Raw genomic sequence first — 14,907 nt, 5'->3', positions numbered from 1 at the left:
CATAGTGATTAGCTAGTACACAATTTATAATGCTTATATGAATAAGCAAAGTAGTTAACCGTCCACTTCCTCTATCATTTTTATGAATAGGATATTTGAGAGAGGAGGTGAATAAATGAATTTCCACGACTTTATTTTAAATAATATTTGCAAGAGATGTAATAGTTATCCATGCCGTTGCATTAATAGACCAGAGCAAAACTGTTCTATTTGGCCTGTTAAACCTACTGGTACAACAGGGACTACTGGACCAACCGGACCTACGGGCGCAACGGGGGCTACTGGGGCTACTGGCGCGACTGGAGTTAGAGGTGCTACCGGTGACATTGGGCCGACCGGACCTACGGGTGCGACGGGCATCACTGGCGCTATCGGACCTGCTGGGGCCACTGGCGCGACGGGCATCACTGGTGCTACAGGCGATATTGGGCCAATCGGACCTACGGGCGTGACGGGCATCACTGGTGCTACAGGCGACATCGGGCCAACCGGACCTACGGGCGCAACGGGCATCACGGGCGCTACAGGCGATATCGGGCCGACCGGACCTACGGGCGCGACGGGCATCACTGGTGCTACAGGCGATATTGGGCCAATCGGACCTACGGGCGTGACGGGCATCACGGGCGCGACTGGCGACATCGGGCCGACCGGACCTACGGGTGCGACGGGCATCACTGGCGTTACCGGCGATATTGGGCCAATCGGACCTACTGGTGCGACGGGCATCACTGGCGCTACAGGCGACATCGGGCCGACCGGACCTACGGGTGCGACGGGCATCACGGGCGCGACTGGCGACATCGGGCCGACCGGACCTACTGGTGCGACGGGCATCACGGGCGCGACTGGCGATATTGGGCCAATCGGACCTACGGGCGCAACGGGCATCACGGGCGCTACAGGCGACATCGGGCCGACCGGGCCTACGGGCGCGACGGGCATCACTGGCGCGACTGGCGCAACGGGCATCACTGGTGCTACAGGCGATATCGGGCCGACCGGACCTACGGGTGCGACGGGCATCACGGGCGCTACAGGCGATATTGGGCCAATCGGACCTACGGGTGCGACGGGCATCACGGGCGCTACAGGCGATATTGGGCCAATCGGACCTACGGGTGCGACGGGCATCACGGGCGCTACAGGCGATATTGGGCCAATCGGACCTACGGGTGCGACGGGCATCACGGGCGCTACAGGCGATATTGGGCCAATCGGACCTACGGGTGCGACGGGCATCACGGGCGCTACAGGCGATATTGGGCCAATCGGACCTACGGGTGCGACGGGCATCACGGGCGCTACAGGCGATATTGGGCCAATCGGACCTACGGGTGCGACGGGCATCACGGGCGCTACAGGCGATATTGGGCCAATCGGACCTACGGGTGCGACGGGCATCACGGGCGCTACAGGCGATATTGGGCCAATCGGACCTACGGGTGCGACGGGCATCACGGGCGCTATCGGACCAACAGGACCTACGGGCGCGACGGGCATCACTGGGGCTCGTGGACCGACCGGACCTACTGGTGAAGAAGGAGACCGTGGAGCTACCGGTCCTACTGGTGCGACGGGTATCACTGGCGCTACCGGCGCTATTGGACCAACAGGACCTACTGGTGCAACCGGCGCGACAGGTGCTATTGGACCAACAGGACCTACTGGTGCAACCGGCGCGACAGGTGCTATCGGACCGACGGGACCTACTGGTGCAACAGGGCCAACAGGACCTACTGGGCCAGCTTTTACAGAAGGCTTCTCTGCATTTTTAAATACTCTAGCGGTTAGTAACTCTACTACTTTAACTAACTGGAGTGTAGCTTCACCTTATTTCACAACACCAGCATTTAACCCAACAACTGGTATATTCACAGTCCCAACAACTGGAAGATATTGCTTTGAAGCAACTATCAACTACTCAACAGTAGCTGCCATCAGTCTTGGCATTGGTGCAGGTGTTAACCCCTCATTTACAATTCGTAGAAATACTACAACTAATTTAATAAACGGTTTATTCCCAGTATTAAATTTAGCTGTTACCCTATTAACTATTAGAGCAGTTCTCGGTAATGGTACTGTAACATTAGCAGGAGAAGTCAATTTGAATGCAGGCGATTTGATTGATTTATTTTATGATGCAAATGGCTTAAGCATTGCATTGACCTTAGGGGGCGCTAACTCCGGTGGTATTGTTTGGTCATGCCACAGAATTTCTTAATCGCTAGACATAGTCTATTCTATGTTCAACAACTCCTATTACTTTTAAGAAAGATGGAAATCTACTAATCCATTGTGCTCCCATCCTGATTAACATTGCAGTTTCTTTTCAATAAATACTAATTATTTGGCGCCTTAAAATTGCCATGCTAATTTTAAAGCGCCCTTTCTTTATTTCAACATTTAAGTAATCCAACACTGTGAAGAACAAAAAAGTGCTTTCAATGATTGCTACTATTCATTACTTAAACAAATACTTAAAAAAATCCTATCAAAAAAAGTAGTACAAATGTAAATTTGCACTACTCTTTACTGTTTAAACATATCACTTAAAACTTCATTTGCCACTTTACAGCCTTGCTCTACACACTCTGGAATTGAAATCCCCTCAAAAGAGCTACCTGCAAGTTTTACTGTTGGAAAGTGTTGATAAAGTTCTTCCTTTACACGAGCAATTTTCGCTTCATGTCCAACAGTATATTGTGGCATAGCGTTTTTCCAACGAGAGACAACGGTTGTCACGGGTTCACCGTCTAGCCCTATTGTATTCTTTAAATCTTGTAATACTGTCTTTTCAATCTCTGAATCAGATAAGGCAACTATTGTTTCATCACCGACACGACCAATATAACTACGTAATAATACATAGCCTTCAGGGGTAGTATTCGGCCATTTTCGATTAATCCACGTACAAGATGTTATTGAAAAATCACTATTTCTAGAGACAAAAAACGAAAGTGCATCTAAGTCTCCAAGTTGCTCTTTTTTAAATGCCATCGTCACTGTAGCAATAGTTGCGGCTTTCATCGTATTTAACTCTGTCAAAAGCTGATGCTTACTAAACATTTTTTGTGCCATATTAAATGGCGTTGCGATAATAATTGCATCTGCTGTTATATGTGAAAAATTATTTAGTACGACTTGCACAGCACCATCTTTACCATGATCAATTTGTTCTACTTTCGCACCTTTCATGACTGTCCCTGGAAGTAGAGATTCTTCTAACTTTTCGATAAGTGTCTCAAGCCCATTTTCAAAGGTTTGAAAAATTCCCTTATCCTTCGTTATCTGATTGTAACTTAGAAAATTTGTCCCTGATTTCTTCATACCGAAAAGCAAACTACGATATTTTTGCTCCAATTCGTAAAGCTGTGGAAAAATAGAGCGCATACTTAGCTGTTCAATATCCCCTGCAAATGTTCCTGCAAGTAAAGGTTCCACTAGGTTTTCTACAACCTCTGCGCCAAATCTTCTTCGAAAAAATTCACCTAATGGCTGGTCGTCATCCCGTGCAGAACGCGGGAGAATAAAATCTCCCGCTGCACGAATTTTCCCACTAAGTGAAAACAAACCAGATGTAATGAATGACGAGATATGTGGCGTTGCTCCTGACATCAGACTGCTCGGAATAGGGTACAATTTACTTCCTACAGCTACATAAGTCGGTCCTGAATCTCCGGTAATCATCTCATGTTCAATACTAAGCTCTTTTGCCAGTGCTTGTACATGATTTTCACGATCGAAAAAGGATTCTGGTCCACGCTCGATAATAAAGCCGTCTTTTCTAAGCGTTTGGATTTTTCCGCCAAGACGTAATGACGACTCGACAAGTACGATATCTACCGGCAATTCTTTTGTACGCGCTTGTTTTTGCATATAGAACGCAGCTGTAAGGCCTGTAATACCACCGCCAACAACAACTACCTTTCGTCTTTTTTGAGTCACCAACATCATCACTTTCTTTTCGCTTAGCTTAATTTTTTATGAATGGCATCTACCATCGCATCAATAAATAATGGATGTGTATTTGGCATTGCAGGACGATAATAGTTAGCACCTAACTCATCGCAAACCACTTTACATTCATAATCGTTATCATAAAGTACCTCTAAATGTTCTGTTACAAATCCTACTGGTGTGTAAACAAATGAACGGTACCCCTTTTGCTCATAAAGATCACGTGTTAAATCTTGCACATCTGGACCAAACCATGGCTCTGGTGTTTGTCCTGCTGATTGCCAGCCGACTTCTACATTTTTCACACCCGTCGCTTCTTGAATTAGGCGAGCTGTTTCAATTAATTGGTCTTCGTAAGGATCGCCTAGTTCTTTAATTTTTACTGGAAGTGAATGCGCTGATACGATTAAGCAAGCCTTCTCGCGTTCTTCAGCAGACATAGCATCGAATGTTTCGTTCACTTTCCCCTTCCAATATTCAATAAACTTAGGTTCATCATACCAAGACTCTACAGATGTAATTGTCAGACGGTCACCTGCTGTTTCCGCTGCGCGGCCATTGTATGATTTAATAGAGAATGTTGAAAAATGTGGTGCTAAGACGATTGATACGGCTTCTTTAATGCCCGCAGCGACCATTTCCTCCACTGCATCCTCAATAAATGGATGAATATGCTTTAAACCAATAAATAACTTGTATTCTACTTCATCTTGCACTTCATTTAAACGTGCACACAAAGCTTCAGCCTGTGCTTCTGTTGCAGCAGCCAGTGGTGATAAACCACCAATTGCCTCATAGCGACTGCGTAAATCTTCTAAATGCTCGTCAGATGGTTTACGTCCATGACGAATATGTGTGTAGTACGGTTCAATATCTTCTTCTTTATAGGGTGTACCATATGCCATCACTAATAAACCTTTAACTTTTTTCATAGTCCTTTTCACCTCTAAATAATAGTTAAACTATATTTTTTGTCTGATTTCTATACGCTAGCACAAACTACACCATAATAAAGTGTAATTGTGTGATTTAAAATGTGCTCTTTTTCACTGTTGATATTTATGAACGTGCTTGAATTTGTTGGGCACTATATTCATGAATAAGTGTTGTTAAACGTTTTAATACGGCTGGATCAACCTCTGGGAATACTCCATGGCCTAAATTAAAGATATGACCTGGCACCTCTAAGCCTTGATCGATAATATCTTTTGTACGTTTTTCAATTACTGACCAATCAGCAAGTAATAATGAAGGATCTAAGTTTCCTTGTACTGGTTTTGTTATACCTTTTGCACGCGCTTCTTTAATCGGTAAGCGCCAATCTAAGCCTACTACGTCGATTGGTAAATCATTCCACTCTTTTACTAAATGGCTTGCACCTACACCGAATTGAATAAGTGGTACATTTTCTTTTTTTAACTCGCCGAAAATACGTGTCATAACTGGTTTAATAAAGACACGATAATCTTCAACACTTAAAGCACCTACCCATGAGTCAAATACTTGAATCGCTTTAGCACCTGCTTCTACTTGTGCAGAAACGTCCGCAATAATCATATCTGCTAATTTATCCATTAACGCAAACCATGCTTGTGGTTCTGAAACCATAAATGATTTTGTTTTATTATAGTTTTTAGAAGGTCCACCTTCAATCATATAGCTCGCTAATGTAAATGGCGCTCCTGCAAATCCAATTAATGGTACATTAAGCTGTTCTTCTGTTAGTAATTTTATTGTCTCTAATACGAAAGGTGTATGTTCCTTTGCATTGAACTCACCTAATTTTTCTACATCTGCTACTGAGCGAATTGGATTAGAAATAACTGGGCCTACACCCGCTTTAATTTTCACATCTATCCCGATACCTGGTAGTGGCGTTACGATATCTTTATATAAAATTGCAGCGTCCACATTGTAGTTTTCTACCGGTAAACGTGTTACATACGCACAAAGCTCAGGTTGATGTGTAATTTCCTCTAATGAATATTTTTCTTTAATTGCACGATATTCTGGCTGAGAACGACCTGCCTGTCGCATATACCAGACTGGTGTATGTTCAGTCCTTTCTCCTCGTGCAGCACGTAGAAGTGTATCATTAAAAAGTGTTGTCATTGATTATTTCCTTCCCCTCGATGAAATTCAAATCTTAAAAAATCACTTGTTTATTCCATTATTATTGATATCCGTTTTCAATAGTAAACGCTTCCTCTGCTATTGTATAGTTTTCCTCATGAAATGTCATAAAATTGTTCTTTCTACGCGCCTTCTTTTTTGACAAAGCGTTCGACTTGCACTTAAATGGAGTTAATCACGCAATTTTAGCTATTCATAAGGAGGGCAAAATAATGTATATTTATTTAACTTCTGGCACAGGAGAATTTATGGAACAGGTGAAAAATAAGTACCCTGATGAGCATATGATTTTATTGCATGGAGAAGGAAATTCTGTGCTTATACATGAAACGGAAGGAAAATCTGTTTTTGCAACCCCACGTAAATTCGAAGTATTGGATTCTGTAAACGAATTAGAAGAACGCGGCTTCTTTGTCTTCAACAATATTCCCGTTACTGATGAAGGTCGTCCTGTATTTGAACATCGTTTTTTAAATCGCGCACGTGCAATTGAGGACGAGCCTGGTTTTGTGGCGTTCCGACTACTACGTCCATTGAATGGTGACACGTATATTGTCATGACACAATGGAATGGACCACACTCATTTGAAGCATGGAAAAGCTCACAAGCCTATAAAACAGCTCACGCCCAACGTGAAGAGCCGACTGGCGTGCGACAACAAAATATTTTTTCTGCCGCTTCCTATGTTTCAACATATAGCGTTGCCCCTCAAGAAGAAGAGGCTTAATTTTTAAAAGGAGCACTTATTTATGAATCAACAATTACTTGAAAAAATTGATGCTCATTTTGAAGAAATGGTGGCGATTCGCCGCCATCTACATATGCATCCAGAGCTAAGCTTCCAAGAACAAGAAACAGCCAATTATATTATGCAATATTATCAAAAGCTTGGTGTCCCTGTTGAACCAAATGTTAGCGGCTACGGACTTATCGCGCGCATTAAAGGGAACAAACCTGGTAAAAGAATTGCCTTACGTGCAGATTTTGATGCACTTCCTATCCAAGATGAAAAGGACGTCCCTTACAAGTCGACAGTAGCTGGTGTTATGCATGCTTGTGGTCATGATGGGCATACCGCTACATTATTAATCATAGGAAAACTTTTATGGGAAATGCGCGATGACTTAGCAGGAGAATATGTGCTGATTCATCAACATGCTGAAGAAGCCGATCCAGGTGGTGCTATCGGTATGGTACAAGCAGGTGCACTGAACGGGGTTGATGCTATATTTGGAACACACCTATCATCCAATCATCCAACAGGTATGATTGGCTACCGGGTTGGTCCATTAATGGCGGCAGTTGATAGTTTTGAACTGAAAATTCAAGGTAAAGGTGGCCATGGCGCACACCCTCATCAAACAAAAGACGCTATTGTGATTGGCTCCCAACTTGTTATGAACTTGCAACAACTTGTGGCACGCCGTGTAGCGCCAACTGAGTCAGCAGTTCTTACAGTTGGCTCATTCGTTGCTTCGAATGCTGATAACATTATTGCAGATACAGCCTATTTAAATGGAACAATCCGTACTTTTGACAAAGAGGTACGTGAAACGATGGAACGTGAATTTAAACGGGTTGTACATGGCACTGAAATTGCTCAAGATTGCACGATAGAACTTGATTACCGTCGAGGCTATCCAGCAATTGTCAATCATGAAAAAGAAACATATTTTGTTCGAGATATCGCGCAAGATATTTGCGATGTTGTTGAAATACCAGCTACAATGGGCGGTGAAGATTTCGCTTACTACTTAGAGGAAAAGCCAGGGACATTTTTCTTCACAGGAGCGGCTCCTACTGAATATGCACCACATCATCATCCAAAATTTGATATTGATGAAAAAGGTATGCTTGTCGCAGCAAAAGTTATGTTAAACGCTGCGCTCGAATATCAATATGTAAAATAAACAAAAAGCTCATTTTACCTACGAAAAATAGGGAAAATGAGCTTTTTAACATTGCCACAAACAAACATCCTTTTTTAAGACTTAGACATCTTGGCAGTCAATTCACTTATTACAAAGATAATGATTGGTGTCACATAAAACATCGGCTGTGTCACGCCACAAAGACCAACAATGACAGCTTGGGCAATCATAGTTAGGCGCACTAGTTGCTGAACGGCAACTTTACGTGCATTTTCTGGCAATGGATACAGCATGTCCATACGGAATTCTCCGCTAGCTATTAAAGCTTGCTTTAGCTGAACCGTCGTAGCAAAGCTAAGTGCACCCGCCACAATCCATGTTACCACTGGGATATTGACAAAGGCTGCAATTACGGCTGAGATAACCGTTAAGCGAAGCCATAAATAAAAATGATCGTCTGTACGAATAAACGTACGGAACACTAAATACTTTTGAGCATTGCCCTTTTGGTAGGGAATAAAATTATAAAACCAGTCAAGCCACGCTCTCCGTCGAATACTTCCATGCAGATGGGGTACATCTGTGAAATAATTTGCAAAACGGTAGAAACTCATCATGCGATTTTGTTCTAGTTTTACAAAATGTTCATATGGTACAGGCTCATTCGCACATTTTTTACGAAACACCCATACATAGACATATCCGATGACCGCCACAAGGAGTGCTAAAAGAAGCTGCATTTGAAGCCCCATATAGACGGTTACACCACATACGATAGCGCGTACTAATCGATCGACCCATATGTAGTGACCACGTTCACTATAACGATAACTAAATTCTCCCTGCACACTTACAAATTTCAAGGCGATGACAATGAAAAATATTGACCAAATATTAAAGGTTGTTAATTCTGTGACAGCTTTTATTAACGGAATACTAATGATATAAACAATTGCCACAATCCAAACTTGTGACCAAAATGTCCACGCTAGCGCCTTTTTAAAATACTGTGACATTTTTGATTCTAATGGCAATAAATATACTTGGTCAGGCTCGCGCAATAATGTTGTTGGGCGGCTAAATGCTAATAGTATACCGATTATTAAAGCAATGAGCCCTTCCGCCGGAAAATCTGTTTCAACGATTTTCAACCATTCACTATATTGATAGCCCCCAGCGCCAACAAGAAATACAAGTACAATCGCTATATGTCCAGTGAAAATAAACTGCATATATTTTTGTACTTCACTGATATAGTGCATGAAGCGCGAGGACCATACATCACGCATGTTCTTCATGGTCCCGCTCCTTCGTCATAGCAATATAGAGGTCATCTAACGTTGCATGAGGCATTGCAAATGCTTTACGTAAATCAGCCATCGTTCCTTGCGCTCGCACTCTTCCTTCATGCAATAAGATAATGCGGTCACAATGTTTTTCGGCCGTCGATAAAATGTGCGTGGACATTAAAATCGATGCCCCCTCTTTTTTCTTTGTATCCATTTGATCTAGCAATGATTGAATACCAAGCGGGTCGAGCCCAACAAACGGCTCATCTATAATATAGAGGCTTGGATTAACTAAAAACGCACACATAATCATTACTTTTTGTCGCATCCCTTTAGAGAAATGCGATGGAAACCAGTTTAAACGCTTTTCCATTCGAAATTCTTTTAACAATAGTTCAGAACGGGCCGCGAGTGTAGCCTCATCTAAACCATAGGCCATCGCGGTTAATGCCAAATGTTCACGCAATGTTAACTCATCATATAAAACTGGTGTTTCAGGAATATATGAAAATGCTGTTCGATACTTGTCCGTGTTTTCTTTTAACGTTACGCCATTTAGACGAATGTCGCCTTCCTTTGGGAGCATTGTACCTATGATATGTTTAATGGTCGTACTTTTACCTGCACCATTTAAACCTATTAGCCCGACAAGTTCTCCTTTACCTATTGTAAATGACAAATCTCTAATCACAGGCTTTTTCGTATAACCACCTGTCACATGTTGCACTTCTAATACCGACATACCCTCACTCCTCTTCTAGTTATTATTTTATCAAAAATTAGCAAATGATTCAGTTATGAGTATGATAGAATAAACTTACATGTTAAATAAGGGGGATTTTACGAATGAGCGATTGCCTATTTTGCAAAATCATTGATGGAACAATTCCAAGCACAAAAGTATATGAAGATGAACATGTCTATGCATTCACGGACATTGCACCTGTTGCAAAAGGTCATACTTTATTAATACCTAAACAGCACTGCCAAGACCTATTTGAAATGCCTGAAGATGTAGCGCGTAATTTATATGCGGTCGCACCTAAGCTAGCCAATGCCATTAAAGCAGCATTTAACCCAATTGGCATGAATACTATTAATAACAATGGTGCAGCAGCTGGACAAACTGTTTTCCACTACCACTTACATTTTATTCCGCGTTATGACGAAAAAGAAGGCTTAGGCTTAATTTGGCAAACACAAAAATATACGCCAGAGCAATTGACAGAAGTAGCCGACAGCATTAAAGCGAATCTTTAGTGCATTCTTTGGTGCCAGGCACGCAAACAATTTGCATACATGAATGCTGGTTACAATTGGACATGGAACGCTATTGTCAAACGAACAATTTTAGCGTACAATCACTAATAAGTTTCGCTAACGGTCAAGAGGACACGTTAGGAAACAACTAGATTAGCATAGTTGAGGAGAGATTAGAAATGAATACAAAAAATTTAGTGTTAATGGCACTCTTAGTTGGTGTCGGTGCTGCCCTTTATGTGGTCACACCAGGTATGGTTAATGGCATGAAACCTGACTTCATGTTAACAATGATGTTTATCGGTATTTTATTGTTCCCTACAATAAAAGAAACGTTTTTACTTTCCTTGTCAACAGGGGTACTATCCGGTTTGTTTACAACTTTCCCAGCAGGCTTTATCCCAAATATTATTGATAAAGCAGTTACTGGATTTGCGTTTTTAGCAATACTGGTCGTGCTGAAAAAAGTCGTGAGTCATTTTGCTGTATCAGCTATTTTAGTTGGGTTAGGTACCATTTTATCAGGTACAGTCTTTTTATCCGTTGCCCTCTTTGTGTTTAACGCAAACGTTGGCGCAACATTCACAATGTTATTTGTTGGTGTTGTCATACCAGCTGTTGCATTTAACGTTGTAGCCTTTGTGATTATCTATCCAATCGTTGCAAAATTAGTGAAACGCTCTAAATTCAACACGGCAATTTCACAAGCTCTATAACAGCGGCAGATAGTTCTTGTTGCTACACTTTTTAAACGAACAATGAAGACAGGTCCGAACGTAAGACGTTTTAAGCCTAAATATAAGGGAAGAAGCTAAACTGTGAAGCAAAATCACTCGTTTAGCTTCTTTTTTCTTTTTGATTCTATAGATTTCATGGTTTAATAGAGGGAAAGATAACAAATATAGAAATGAGGGTACTTAATTATGAAAGCAAGACCATTTTTACTCGGATTAACAACAGGCATTATTGGTGGGGCAATTGCGGTCCTTTTTTCAACACCTCAATCAGGCCAACAATTACGCACTACTTTACTGTCCAACACAGATAGTGCAAAAGAAAAGCTTCAAGATGTAAAATATCAAGTTAACAACGTGAAACAATCCGTTAGCACATTAACAAATGAAGCGAAAAATAATATACCACAAATAATAAATGATTTAAAACAGTCGATTACTACTTTCTCACAAGAAATCGAACCGACAAAGAATAATTTACAACAAGAAATAGAAGCATTACAGAATTCAATTAACGAAATCGAGAAAAACATTGCACAATTTACTGACAAAAAGAAAAAACCACAAGAAAAAGTACAGGCATAAAGTTTCATAAACCGAAATAAAATCACGTTTTTTTACCAAAAATAATCATCAAAATATTATTTTTTAACCACTTTTCAATTTTTTAATTTTTCTAACTTTAAACTTTTTTTCTTTATTGCTATAATAATTTTAAAACGTTAAAGAAAGCAGCAGGTGATGGCTTTGTCAGAGGAATTATACACGCAAAAAGAAGCGATGCTTTACAGTCAAAGAATTGCACAGTTATCAAAGGCCTTATGGAAAGCAGTTGAAAAAGATTGGCAACAGTGGATTAAACCTTATGATCTAAACATTAACGAGCACCATATACTGTGGATTTCCTATCATTTAAAAGGGGCTTCCATTTCAGATGTAGCAAAATTTGGCGTAATGCACGTTTCAACCGCTTTTAACTTCTCTAAAAAACTAGAAGAACGTGGATTACTAAAGTTTTCGAAACGTGATGATGACAAACGTAATACTTATGTAGAGCTCACTGAAACAGGGACAGACCTTATTATTGAAATGAATAGCAATTATCATAACACATATCATTCTGTACTTGAGGGCTCGTTAGCGTTAAAAGACTTATATGGTCGCTTCCCGGAATTTTTAGATGTGATGGCTGTTATTCGTAATATTTATGGTGAAGACTTTATCGATATTTTTGAACGCTCATTTCAACACTTCCGTGATTCCTTTGACACGTTAGAAGAACGTTCAACTGTAAAAGGATAAATGTATGTTAAAAAGGAGGCGTTTCAGAAACATTTCTGAAATACCTCCTTTCTCTTGCATTCTGTTAGAAATCAATTTACATTAAATAGGACCCTTCCCTATTATGGAGTTGATATTAAACATGCATTGCTGGAAAATTTTAAACCTCGAACATCATTATGGCACGACACGTATCATCATGATGGCTGTAATCGTCTTTCTATCTGTCTTTTCAGTGTCCTATGTGACATTTAATTTATTCAATGATGAGTACTATACTGACCATTTATTCTGGCTATTCGTGGTTGCTGTACTTGCTCTTTACCCTATCCATAAATATATTCACTTTCTCGCATTATTTGACTTACGCCAGCATCTCAAATTACGGATCCGTACCCAATTTTATGTTATTCCTGTACTACACATGCGTATTCGAGAGCCCTTATCAAAAACTAGATATATTTTTGCATTGCTTGCACCCTTTATTGTGTTAAATACAAGTATCGTTATCGGTACATGGCTATTACCTGCCTATACACATTACGGAACATTACTTTTAGCGTATCATTGCAGTTTATGTTTAATTGATATTCTTTACGTGAAATATTTATTAAATTCACCTAAAGATGCCCAAATCGAAGAAACACCGAAGGGCTATGAAATTTTAGTACCACCTACGATTCATTGATTCGCTTGTACTTGTGTTTTATTGAAGTTTTTTGATATGCTAATAATACTGAAAGAGGGGAGGAATAGACTTGCTATTAATGATTGTAGTTCTATTCTCGGTATTCTATTTATTTCAAATTAACCGCATGACATACGCATTGTGCATGCGACGTGAAATTCCCGAAGAAAACCAACCAAAGATATTCCGAACTATCAATATACTTATTACAATTTTACTTGTATCATTTTATGTTGAAATTTTATTTGCAGTCTAATGAAGCCGCATCCGCGCCCGTCCGCACGCGGGTCTTTATTTTTAAAACATTGAAACAGCTATTGGTTTTAAGTGATGCCAAAATTCTTTTGGCCTCGACCCAAGCGTGCGGTGCGAATGCCTAGATATTGCTAAGAAAAGCTAAGGAAAAACATATCCTTAGCTTTTCGGCTTTTTATTAATTAGTATAGGAACGCTGCACCAACAATAATTAATAAAATAAATAACACAACTAATAAAGCAAAGCCTGAGCCGTAGCCACCGCCACCACCGTATCCTCCGTTGCTCATAACTTCACCCCCTTTCTTTTCTATATCCTATGCGCTTTGAAATTTGAAATTTAGGCTATACTCAAGGGGGAACCATTTTGTTTTTAAAACGTTTATGTTATAGTAAAAAATGGACGAAACGAAAGTAAGGAGAGAATATCCATATGAAAAAGACTGTATTATCTTTAACATTAGCAGCCTCAATTTTAGCTCTTGGTGCTTGTAGTGGAGCTGATAAAGCGTTAGTTACATCTAAAGTAGGCGATATTTCAGTATCTGATTTTAACGACAAAGCAAAGACTTTGACAGGCTCTTATGTATTACAACAGATGGTGACAGAAAAAGTATTAGCCGACAAATATGAAGTGACTGATAAAGAAATTAAAGAACAATACGACGCAACGGCATCACAATTTGGTGATGGCTTTGCACAAGCGCTTGCTGAGAACGGCTTAACGGAACAAGGCTTTAAAGATTCTTTACGTGTACAACTGCTTCAAAAAAAAGCTTTAAAGGACAAAGCGATTAAAGAAGAAGACGTAAAAAAATATTACGAACAAATGAAAACAGAATTAAATGGTCGTCATATTCTTGTAGCAGATGAAAAAACTGCGAAAGAAGCTATTGAGAAAATTAAAGGTGGCGCATCTTTTGCTGATGTTGCAAAAGAATACTCAACTGATACAGGTTCTGCAGCTAAAGGCGGCGAACTAGGTTGGTTTACTGTTGGCTCTATGGTAGATGAGTTCAACGATGCTGCTTATGCACTTCCATTAAATACATTAAGTGAACCAGTTAAAACAAGCTACGGCTATCACGTAATTGAAATTACGGAAAAACGCGATGTAAAAGGTGTTGGCTCATTTAAAGACGAAGAAGATAAAATTCGTACAACAATGATTAACAAATTAACACAAACTGGTGAAGACCAAACATTGCTAAAAGACATTGTTGCAAAAATGGCAAAAGATGCAGACTTTAAAACTTCTGATAAAGAATTAAAAGATGCATTACAATCATTTACAACAACATCTGAAGAACAAGCAAAAGCGGCTGAAGAAGCAGCTAAAAAAGCTGAAGAAAAAAGCAAAGACGAATCTACAGATAAAGAATCTAAATAATCGTGGCTTGTCGATAGAAAAAAGGGTTACGCTGATAAAGCGTAA

Annotated in this window: 16 protein-coding genes; 10 read left to right on the top strand and 6 right to left on the bottom strand. The window is 40.4% G+C overall.

From position 1 onward, the window contains the following. The first annotated feature begins 115 nt into the window (after nucleotides 1–115). On the top strand, nucleotides 116–2,224 hold the full coding sequence (locus LS41612_RS04155) for a collagen-like domain-containing protein (protein WP_105928885.1): 2,109 nt from the start codon (nucleotides 116–118) through the stop codon (nucleotides 2,222–2,224). A gap of 308 nt (nucleotides 2,225–2,532) precedes the next feature. Here the strand turns inward: LS41612_RS04155 and hemY are convergent, their stop codons facing one another. The 3 genes from hemY to hemE form a co-directional block, all read right to left on the bottom strand. After that, the gene (gene hemY / locus LS41612_RS04150) at nucleotides 2,533–3,957 is read right to left on the bottom strand and encodes a protoporphyrinogen oxidase (RefSeq protein WP_024362283.1); all 1,425 of its coding nucleotides are present in this window, start codon (nucleotides 3,955–3,957) and stop codon (nucleotides 2,533–2,535) included. 14 nt (nucleotides 3,958–3,971) lie between these two features. Then, the gene (gene hemH, locus LS41612_RS04145) at nucleotides 3,972–4,892 is read right to left on the bottom strand and encodes a ferrochelatase (protein WP_024362284.1); all 921 of its coding nucleotides are present in this window, start codon (nucleotides 4,890–4,892) and stop codon (nucleotides 3,972–3,974) included. Between the two features lie 127 nt (nucleotides 4,893–5,019). Next, nucleotides 5,020–6,072, bottom strand: coding sequence for a uroporphyrinogen decarboxylase (gene hemE / locus LS41612_RS04140; RefSeq protein ID WP_024362285.1), 1,053 nt, complete (start codon nucleotides 6,070–6,072; stop codon nucleotides 5,020–5,022). A gap of 233 nt (nucleotides 6,073–6,305) precedes the next feature. Here hemE and LS41612_RS04135 point away from each other — a divergent pair, with 233 nt between their 5' ends. Beyond that, nucleotides 6,306–6,821 carry an antibiotic biosynthesis monooxygenase family protein gene (locus LS41612_RS04135; RefSeq protein WP_024362286.1) on the top strand — a complete coding sequence of 172 codons (516 nt, stop codon included), beginning with the start codon at nucleotides 6,306–6,308 and terminating at the stop codon, nucleotides 6,819–6,821. 22 nt (nucleotides 6,822–6,843) lie between these two features. After that, complete coding sequence (locus tag LS41612_RS04130) at nucleotides 6,844–8,004, top strand: amidohydrolase (protein ID WP_024362287.1); 1,161 nt, start codon at nucleotides 6,844–6,846, stop codon at nucleotides 8,002–8,004. Between the two features lie 74 nt (nucleotides 8,005–8,078). Here LS41612_RS04130 and LS41612_RS04125 read toward each other — a convergent pair whose 3' ends face one another. Both LS41612_RS04125 and LS41612_RS04120 read right to left on the bottom strand, forming a co-directional pair. After that, complete coding sequence (locus tag LS41612_RS04125; RefSeq protein WP_024362288.1) at nucleotides 8,079–9,263, bottom strand: ABC transporter permease; 1,185 nt, start codon at nucleotides 9,261–9,263, stop codon at nucleotides 8,079–8,081. Then, nucleotides 9,247–9,996: an ABC transporter ATP-binding protein gene (locus tag LS41612_RS04120; RefSeq protein ID WP_024362289.1), complete on the bottom strand. Its 750-nt coding sequence runs from the start codon at nucleotides 9,994–9,996 to the stop codon at nucleotides 9,247–9,249. The genes LS41612_RS04125 and LS41612_RS04120 overlap by 17 nt, the downstream gene beginning before the upstream one ends. A 104-nt stretch (nucleotides 9,997–10,100) precedes the next feature. Here LS41612_RS04120 and LS41612_RS04115 point away from each other — a divergent pair, with 104 nt between their 5' ends. The 6 genes from LS41612_RS04115 (at nucleotide 10,101) to LS41612_RS04090 (ending at nucleotide 13,473) form a co-directional block, all read left to right on the top strand. Next, the gene (locus LS41612_RS04115) at nucleotides 10,101–10,514 is read left to right on the top strand and encodes an HIT family protein (protein WP_024362290.1); all 414 of its coding nucleotides are present in this window, start codon (nucleotides 10,101–10,103) and stop codon (nucleotides 10,512–10,514) included. Nucleotides 10,515–10,693: 179 nt separating this feature from the next. Beyond that, nucleotides 10,694–11,230, top strand: a complete 537-nt coding sequence (locus LS41612_RS04110; protein ID WP_024362291.1) for a tryptophan transporter — start codon at nucleotides 10,694–10,696, stop codon at nucleotides 11,228–11,230. A gap of 207 nt (nucleotides 11,231–11,437) precedes the next feature. Continuing rightward, complete coding sequence (locus LS41612_RS04105; RefSeq protein WP_024362292.1) at nucleotides 11,438–11,833, top strand: YtxH domain-containing protein; 396 nt, start codon at nucleotides 11,438–11,440, stop codon at nucleotides 11,831–11,833. A gap of 156 nt (nucleotides 11,834–11,989) precedes the next feature. Further along, entirely contained in the window at nucleotides 11,990–12,550 is a 561-nt protein-coding gene (locus LS41612_RS04100; protein ID WP_029747195.1) for an HTH-type transcriptional regulator Hpr, read from the top strand. A 121-nt stretch (nucleotides 12,551–12,671) separates the two neighbouring features. Beyond that, complete coding sequence (locus LS41612_RS04095) at nucleotides 12,672–13,217, top strand: DUF3267 domain-containing protein (RefSeq protein ID WP_024362294.1); 546 nt, start codon at nucleotides 12,672–12,674, stop codon at nucleotides 13,215–13,217. A gap of 70 nt (nucleotides 13,218–13,287) precedes the next feature. After that, nucleotides 13,288–13,473, top strand: coding sequence for a hypothetical protein (locus tag LS41612_RS04090; RefSeq protein ID WP_010857338.1), 186 nt, complete (start codon nucleotides 13,288–13,290; stop codon nucleotides 13,471–13,473). Between the two features lie 181 nt (nucleotides 13,474–13,654). Here LS41612_RS04090 and LS41612_RS04085 read toward each other — a convergent pair whose 3' ends face one another. After that, entirely contained in the window at nucleotides 13,655–13,762 is a 108-nt protein-coding gene (locus tag LS41612_RS04085) for a YjcZ family sporulation protein (protein ID WP_080647610.1), read from the bottom strand. Nucleotides 13,763–13,905: 143 nt separating this feature from the next. Between LS41612_RS04085 and LS41612_RS04080 the strand changes: the two genes are divergently transcribed. Continuing rightward, nucleotides 13,906–14,862 carry a peptidylprolyl isomerase gene (locus LS41612_RS04080; RefSeq protein WP_024362295.1) on the top strand — a complete coding sequence of 319 codons (957 nt, stop codon included), beginning with the start codon at nucleotides 13,906–13,908 and terminating at the stop codon, nucleotides 14,860–14,862. The last annotated feature ends 45 nt before the right edge of the window (nucleotides 14,863–14,907 follow it).

This window comes from Lysinibacillus sphaericus (assembly GCF_002982115.1).
In the GTDB taxonomy this organism is placed as follows: domain Bacteria; phylum Bacillota; class Bacilli; order Bacillales_A; family Planococcaceae; genus Lysinibacillus; species Lysinibacillus sphaericus.
The sequence above is the reverse complement of the archived record's forward strand: the minus strand, read 5'-3'. Positions and strand labels throughout refer to the sequence as shown.

Bases quoted from the DNA above. Each gene is read 5' to 3' on its own strand.
- LS41612_RS04105 (WP_024362292.1), top strand. From the start codon at position 11,438: ATGAAAGCAAGACCATTTTTACTCGGATTAACAACAGGCATTATTGGT.
- LS41612_RS04135 (WP_024362286.1), top strand. From the start codon at position 6,306: ATGTATATTTATTTAACTTCTGGCACAGGAGAATTTATGGAACAGGTG.
- hemY (WP_024362283.1), bottom strand. From the start codon at position 3,957: ATGATGTTGGTGACTCAAAAAAGACGAAAGGTAGTTGTTGTTGGCGGT.
- LS41612_RS04130 (WP_024362287.1), top strand. From the start codon at position 6,844: ATGAATCAACAATTACTTGAAAAAATTGATGCTCATTTTGAAGAAATG.
- LS41612_RS04095 (WP_024362294.1), top strand. From the start codon at position 12,672: ATGCATTGCTGGAAAATTTTAAACCTCGAACATCATTATGGCACGACA.
- LS41612_RS04080 (WP_024362295.1), top strand. From the start codon at position 13,906: ATGAAAAAGACTGTATTATCTTTAACATTAGCAGCCTCAATTTTAGCT.
- LS41612_RS04100 (WP_029747195.1), top strand. From the start codon at position 11,990: ATGGCTTTGTCAGAGGAATTATACACGCAAAAAGAAGCGATGCTTTAC.
- LS41612_RS04115 (WP_024362290.1), top strand. From the start codon at position 10,101: ATGAGCGATTGCCTATTTTGCAAAATCATTGATGGAACAATTCCAAGC.
- hemE (WP_024362285.1), bottom strand. From the start codon at position 6,072: ATGACAACACTTTTTAATGATACACTTCTACGTGCTGCACGAGGAGAA.
- LS41612_RS04120 (WP_024362289.1), bottom strand. From the start codon at position 9,996: ATGTCGGTATTAGAAGTGCAACATGTGACAGGTGGTTATACGAAAAAG.
- LS41612_RS04085 (WP_080647610.1), bottom strand. From the start codon at position 13,762: ATGAGCAACGGAGGATACGGTGGTGGCGGTGGCTACGGCTCAGGCTTT.
- LS41612_RS04110 (WP_024362291.1), top strand. From the start codon at position 10,694: ATGAATACAAAAAATTTAGTGTTAATGGCACTCTTAGTTGGTGTCGGT.
- LS41612_RS04155 (WP_105928885.1), top strand. From the start codon at position 116: ATGAATTTCCACGACTTTATTTTAAATAATATTTGCAAGAGATGTAAT.
- hemH (WP_024362284.1), bottom strand. From the start codon at position 4,892: ATGAAAAAAGTTAAAGGTTTATTAGTGATGGCATATGGTACACCCTAT.
- LS41612_RS04125 (WP_024362288.1), bottom strand. From the start codon at position 9,263: ATGAAGAACATGCGTGATGTATGGTCCTCGCGCTTCATGCACTATATC.